We start from the raw sequence: 6,323 nt of genomic DNA on the forward strand, positions 1-6,323 counted from the left end.
GGCTACCTCGTGCCGACGGCGGCGCGGATCGCGCGGCGGGCCAGCGCCCAGTCCTCGTGCAGCCGGCGCAGCAACAGCCGTTGCTCCTCGCCGAAGGAGAGACCGCCGCCGGCCGGGGTGGTCATCGGCCGCCGGATGGCACGCTGCACCGCCTCCTCGCAGAGCCGGATCTCCCGGGTGAGCACCAGCATCAGGTTGACCAGGAAGGCGTCCCGGCCCCGCGGGCCGGCGGCCTGCGCGGCCTGGCTGATCTGACGCCGCATCAGCGGCGCGTCGCCCAGCACCGACCAGAGCGTGGCCAGGTCGTAGCCCGGCAGGTACCAGCCGGCCGACTCCCAGCTCACCAGCACCGGGCCGTTGGGCGAGAGCAGGATGTGGGACAGCTGCGTCGCGCCGTGACAGAACTGGCGGGGCAGCTCCTGCCGGCCGCGGGCGCACAGGCCGTGCAACAGCGCCTGCATGTCGCCGACGTCGCGGTCGGTCAGCAGCCCGAGCGAGTGGTAGCGGGCGAGCCAGGCGGGGTAGCTCACCGGGTCGGGGAACACGCCCTCCGGCGGCCGCCAGGTGTTGAGTCGACGGATCGCGGCGATCACCCCGCGCAGCTCGCCGGCGGACGGGGCGGACGTCGGGTGCCGCCGGGTGGCGCCGACCCGACCGGGGACGAACTCGACCACCAGGGTGCCGCTGTGCGGGTCGTCGGCGATCAGTCGCGGGGCCCGCACCGGGGGCCGGTGGTGCACGAAGGTGCGGTAGGCCGTTATCTCCGACCGGGTCCGGTCGGCCTGTGGCCCGGTCGGGTCGAGGAGGGACTTGGCGACGGCGGCGCGGCGGCCGGCCATGCCGATCAGCACGACCGAGGGGCCCGCGTCCCTGACCACCTGCACCGGCGTGAACTCTGGGCAGATCTCCTGGGTGGCGGACAGTGCGGCGCGCAGCCTCTCGCCTCGCGCGCCCGAGAAGTCGATCCGCCCGGCGCCCGGCGCCGGTCCCGGCCGGCGCGGCCGGCGGGCGCGGTCGTCCGCGCCGCTCACCGGGGCGCCGCCGAGCTGGCCGACGAGCCGCGGCCGGGCCCGGGAGGCCACGGGGGTTGGTGCTGGATACATAGGCGGGCACGGTCCCTTCGTGTGCCGGAAGGTTCACGGCGCTCCCGGGCCGGTGGGGCCGCCCAGCATCCTGGGGAAATGCCGGGCGGTCACCGGACCGGGGTTGCGCGGTGTCTACATCACTCCCTCGCGCGGGTGGCACACCATGTGGCGTGCCCTGGCGAAACCCTGGCGAATTGTCATGTGGCCGTTGCGCGGCGGTTACTGTCAACTCAGCCGAGATCCTGGGGGCTTGACGTGAGCAGCAGAACCAACACCCGTCTCGCGGACCTGTTCCGGCTGACCGGGTGGTCCAAGGGCGAACTCGCCAGACTGGTCAACCGGCAGGCGGCCGCCCAGGGCTATCCGCAGTTGGCAACGGACACCTCGCGGGTCCGCCGCTGGATCGACACGGGGGAGACCCCGAGAGACCCGGTGCCCGAGGTGCTGGCGACGCTGTTCACCGAGCGACTCGGTCGTGTCGTGACCATCGAGGACCTCGGGTTCCGCCGGCCGGGGGAAGCGGGGACACGGCCGTCCATTCACGGACTGCCGTGGGCACCCCAGCGGACGGCCGCGGTCCTCACCGAATTCACGGGAATGGACCTCATGCTCAACCGACGCGGCATGGTGGGTGCGGGCGCCGCGCTCGCCGCAGGATCAGCCCTCAGCGACGCCATGTACGACTGGTTGCGGACCCCTCCGGCCCGCGACGTCATGACCCCTTACGACTCACTGACCACCGCCGATCCCGCCGGGCTCGACCGCTACGAGGCGGCCCCCGTAGGCGCGGAGGAGATCGAGGCCCTGGAGCGCTCGGTGGACATCTTCCGCGCCTGGGACGCCTCCCGGGGCGGCGGCCTGCAGCGCAAGGCCGTGGTCGGCCAGCTCAACGAGGTCGGCGGCATGCTCGCCTTCCGGCACCCCGAACACCTCCAGCGGCGGCTGTGGGGGGTGGCGGCCAACCTCGCGGTGCTGGCCGGCTGGATGTCGCACGACGTGGGCCTCGAGCCCACCGCGCAGAAGTACTTCGTGATCGCCGCGCACGCCGCCAGGGAGGGCGGCGACCAGCCGCGCGCCGGGGAGGCGCTGTCCCGGGCGGCCCGGCAGATGGTCCACCTGGGCCGACCCGACGACGCCCTGGACCTGATGCAGTTGGCCAACTCGGGCATGGGCGAGGAGGCCCTGCCCCGCACCCGGGCGATGCTCTGCACCATCGAGGCGTGGGCCGAGGCGTCGCGGGGCCACGGCCAGGCCATGCGACGGCTGCTCGGCCGGGCCGAGGAGATGTTCGTCGCGGACCGGGGCGATGTGCCGCCGCCGAGCTGGATGCAGATGTTCGACGAGGCCGACCTCTACGGCATGCAGGCGCTGGCCTACCGCACCCTCGCCGAGCACGACCCGGCCGCCGCCCGGCCGGCCACCCGGTTCGCCGTCCAGGCGCTCGCGCTGCGCGAGGACGAACGGGGCAGGTCGCGGATCTTCGACCAGCTGTCCATGGCCTCCGCCTGCTTCATCGCGGACGACCCCGAACAGGCCGACCGCTACGCCAGGCTGGCGCTGGCGAGCATCGGCGAGAACTCGTCGCACCGCACCTGGGACCGGCTGCGGGAGATGTACCGGCTCACCGGCTACTACGCGGGCTACGCCAGGATCGAGAGCCTGCGCGAAGAGATCGAACAGGTATTGCCCCCGGAGCCGTCCGGCTCCTCGCGGTCCGGGGGCCGGCCGGCCTGATCGGCGGCCGAGGCGGGGCCGCCGACCAGTCCGGCCGGCCCCGCCTCGCCGGCGTTCGTCAGCTCCGCACCCGGGCCACCAGCACGCAGGCGTCGTCCTCCCTGCCCACCTCGCCGCAGGCCGCAGTGATCACCCGCAGGCACTCTGCGGCGCTGCGTGCCGAGCTCAGCCGGGGGGCGAGGTCGATCAGCCGGTGATCGCCGGCGTGGCCCGCCGGCAGCTGCCGTGGGATGGCCGAAAACAGCCCGTCGGTATGGAGCACCAGCACGTCCCCGGGCGCCAACCGGTCCGTGCGCTGCGCGAAGTGGGCCTCGCCGTCCGCGCCGAGCAGCGGCCCGGCCGGTCGCGGCAGCGCCCAGCCGGTGCCGTCCCGGCACAGCAGTGGCGCCGGGTGGCCGGCCTGGGACCAGGTGAGCGCGCCGAGATCCGGCTCGTAGCGGCAGCACAGCACGCTGGCCAGCGCCGGGTGCATGGCGCGGTCGAGCAGCTGGTTGAGGTGGCCGAGCAGCGCCCCTGGCGGCGCTCCGGTCAGCGCGATGCCGCGGACGGCGCCGAGCACCGTGGCGGTGCCGGCGGTGGCCGCCGGGCCGGTGCCCGAGAGGTCGCCGACGGTCAGCAGGCGGCCGCCGTCCGGCAGGGTCAGCGAGTCGAACCACCGGCCGCTCATCGGCGCTCCGTTCCCGGCGGGCAGGAACCGGGCGGCGAGTTCCAGCGACCCGGGCGGCCCCTCGGGCCCGCCGGGCTCCGGCGAGCCGAGCCACGGCGCGAGCACCGAGTCCTCGAGCACCACCGCGACGCCGCGACCGGCCGGGGTCTCACCGAAGGGCACCCGCGGCTCGTCCGGACCCCCGCGCGGCCCGCCGGTCGGCTCGGGTCCGGCGGCCATGCCCTGTACCCCCGACCCCGCGCCCGCGCCCGCCGCCCGGTCGTCGGCTGTTGCGGCGTCCGGCCCCGGACCGGTGGCCGGTCGGTCCTCGCGCAGGTCGCGGACCATTGCGCACATGGCGACGGTGCCGCCGTTGCCGTCGAGCACCGGCTCGCCGGCCATCCGCACCAGCCGACGCGAGCCGTCCGGCCGGGTGATGCGGAACTCGCAGTCCATCGGCCGCCCGTCCACCAGACAGTCCGTGACGGCCGCGGTCAGCGAGGGCTGGTCCTCGGGCGGCAGCCAGGACGGCAGCTGGTCCAGGGTGAGCGGCCCCTCGACCAGGGGGCGGCCGAAGATCGCGTACATCCCGTCCGACCACACCACGCCGTCGGTCAGCAGGTTCCACCTCGCGTTGCCCACCCGGCCCGCCGGCTGCTCGGAACCGGCCCGCGCCCCGGCTCCTTCGGGGCCGCCCTCGGCCCGCAGCTCGGCGAGCCGCTCGCCCACGTCGTCGAGGCCGTCGAGGGCCAGTTCCCAGACCGACCGCCGGGGCTCGGGGGCGCCACGGGAGGCCTCCCCGCGCCGCTGCGTCTCGATGTCGTCGCGCAGCCGGCGCGCGCGGGTGATCAGCTCGTCGAGCCCGTCGGGCGAGGTCCCCTCGGGGAGGTCGTTCGTGGGGGGTTCCGGGTGCTGCGAGGAGAGCATGGCGGGTCCCTGATGCGGCGCGGACAGGACCTGACGTCCCGGGTCGGTCGGCGGGGCCGCCTTCCCGGCGGACGACTCCAGACTGTTGCACAGCCTTCCCCGCTCCGTAAGAGATTCAGCCGCCCTGGGGCGCCGCTTCACCTCCGTTGGGTGTAGAACGGGCTCGCACCGGCAAGGAGCCGTCCCAACGGAAATGCCTTGCCACGGGATCGACCGCACCGGATGCTGACTCATATGTTCGCCAGTCCTACTGAAACAGACATAGCGCCCAGCGGGACCCTTCTCGGGCTCCTCCAGCGGGGGCGCGGCGACGGGTGGCTGCACGCCCTCGCGGCTCCTCGGGCGGAGGCCGTCGCCGCGCTCGAACGCTGCGTGCTGCACGACCCACGCCGGGACTGGCAGCTCGAACACCGCTCCCTCTACTACGCGCGCCTCTACGTGGAGCTGGGCGTCGGGCTCGGCGCCGTCGCCGCACACCTGTTCCACCCGGACGACGCGGTGCGCCCCGAGGAGGAGCGGACCGGGCTCGCCCTCTCCGTCCTCGGCCACCTCACCTCCTACGGCGACCGCGAGGCCCTCGCCCTGCTCCGCAGGTACGCCGTGACCGGCGCCAACTGGCGCTGGGCGCTCGACGAGCTGGCCGTCCGCGACGACGACGCCGGGCTGCGCGCCCTGGGGCCCGAGATCCTGCTCCGCTTCCCGCACACCGAGGAGGGCGAGGCCGCCCTCACCGCCGCCGTCCGCGACTCCTTCGAGCCCCGCCCCTGGCACGTGTGGGCCGGCGATCCGAACCGCCCCGAGCAACGCGCCCGCCTGGGGCGTGCCCTGGAACACGGCGACTTCGACCGCTGGCAGCGGCAGCTGCGCCCGCCGGGGCCGCAGCCGGGCTGGAGCGTCGCCGCCGTCCTCGACTGGGCCCGCGAGGGGTACGAGCAGTCCCCGCGCCAGTGGCGGGAGGCCGCCGCCGCCCGCTGCCTGGCCGCCGTGGCGAGCCCCGCCGACCGCGGCACACTGCTGGCCGCCGCCGAGGCGGGCCAGCCGGCGGTGCGCGCCGCCGCCCTGCGGCACCTCGCCGAGCGCGAGGAGCCGGCCGTCTTCCCCCTGATCGAGGCCGCCGCCCGCGCGCCCGACGAGGACGTGGCGGGGGCCGCCGTCACCGCGTTCTCCCGGATGGGCGGCGAGTACGCGCTCCGGCAGGCCAGGCGCTGGGCGGAACGCGACGACGAGCTCGGCTCGTGCGCCGCCGCCATGCTGGCCAGGCGCGGCGGCAGCCGGGACGCCCCGCGGGTGCTGACCGCGTTGCTGCGCGCGGTGCGCAGCCGGGGGATGGACGCCAGGGAGCTACGGCCCCTGGTGGAGGGCGCCGGCCGGCTCGCCGTCGGCGGGGCCGTCCCGGTGCTCCGCCACATCTACCGCGAGACCGCCTCCTCCCAGCTGCGCGGCGACGTCGCGCGCGCCCTGGCCGGCACCGACCCCTCCTTCACCACCGGCTTCGCCGTCGAGTGCCTGTGGGACTGCGAGGAGGCCACCCGCGAGGTCGCCGCCCGCTGCGCGACCACGGTCGACAAGCGGGTGGTGGAGCGGCTGCGTCGGCTGGCCACCGACCCCGCGGAGCAGGCCGACGTACAGCTCGCCGTCCGCGGGCGCCTGGGCGATCGGGCCACCGGATGATCCCCGAGCCCTGAAGGCTCATGGGACGTTTTCCGAACGGACATACGGATGTGGGCGGGACCACGCCCCCGTCGGAGACAACGCTCGTATGCGCACCTCCCCGATGCGAGTCCTGATCGTCACCGAGTCCTATCCCCCCGACGTCAACGGCGTGGCCCACACCGCTCTGCAGGTCGCCCGACACCTCGCCGAGCGCGGCCACCGCTGAGACCGGAGTCGGGGTCGGGGTCAGAAGTGGAGGTCGATCTGCTGGCGGATGG

The 6,323-nt window shown here is 75.2% G+C and carries 4 protein-coding genes; 2 read left to right on the forward strand and 2 right to left on the reverse strand.

From position 1 onward, the window contains the following. Positions 1-2: 2 nt before the first annotated feature. A complete protein-coding gene (locus tag E1283_RS04900) occupies positions 3-1,103 on the reverse strand; it encodes an aminoglycoside phosphotransferase family protein (RefSeq protein ID WP_132816620.1) in 1,101 nt (366 codons plus the stop codon). 237 nt (positions 1,104-1,340) lie between these two features. On the opposite strand from E1283_RS04900, the gene E1283_RS04905 reads away from it, so the two are divergent. Further along, positions 1,341-2,819, forward strand: coding sequence for a DNA-binding protein NsdB (locus E1283_RS04905; RefSeq protein WP_132816621.1), 1,479 nt, complete (start codon positions 1,341-1,343; stop codon positions 2,817-2,819). A 58-nt stretch (positions 2,820-2,877) separates the two neighbouring features. Here the strand turns inward: E1283_RS04905 and E1283_RS04910 are convergent, their stop codons facing one another. Beyond that, the gene (locus E1283_RS04910; protein ID WP_132816622.1) at positions 2,878-4,392 is read right to left on the reverse strand and encodes a SpoIIE family protein phosphatase; all 1,515 of its coding nucleotides are present in this window, start codon (positions 4,390-4,392) and stop codon (positions 2,878-2,880) included. A gap of 234 nt (positions 4,393-4,626) precedes the next feature. Here E1283_RS04910 and E1283_RS04915 point away from each other — a divergent pair, with 234 nt between their 5' ends. Beyond that, a complete protein-coding gene (locus E1283_RS04915) occupies positions 4,627-6,063 on the forward strand; it encodes a HEAT repeat domain-containing protein (RefSeq protein ID WP_132816623.1) in 1,437 nt (478 codons plus the stop codon). The last annotated feature ends 260 nt before the right edge of the window (positions 6,064-6,323 follow it).

Source organism: Streptomyces hainanensis (genome assembly GCF_004348415.1).
Lineage (GTDB): Bacteria > Actinomycetota > Actinomycetes > Streptomycetales > Streptomycetaceae > Streptomyces > Streptomyces hainanensis.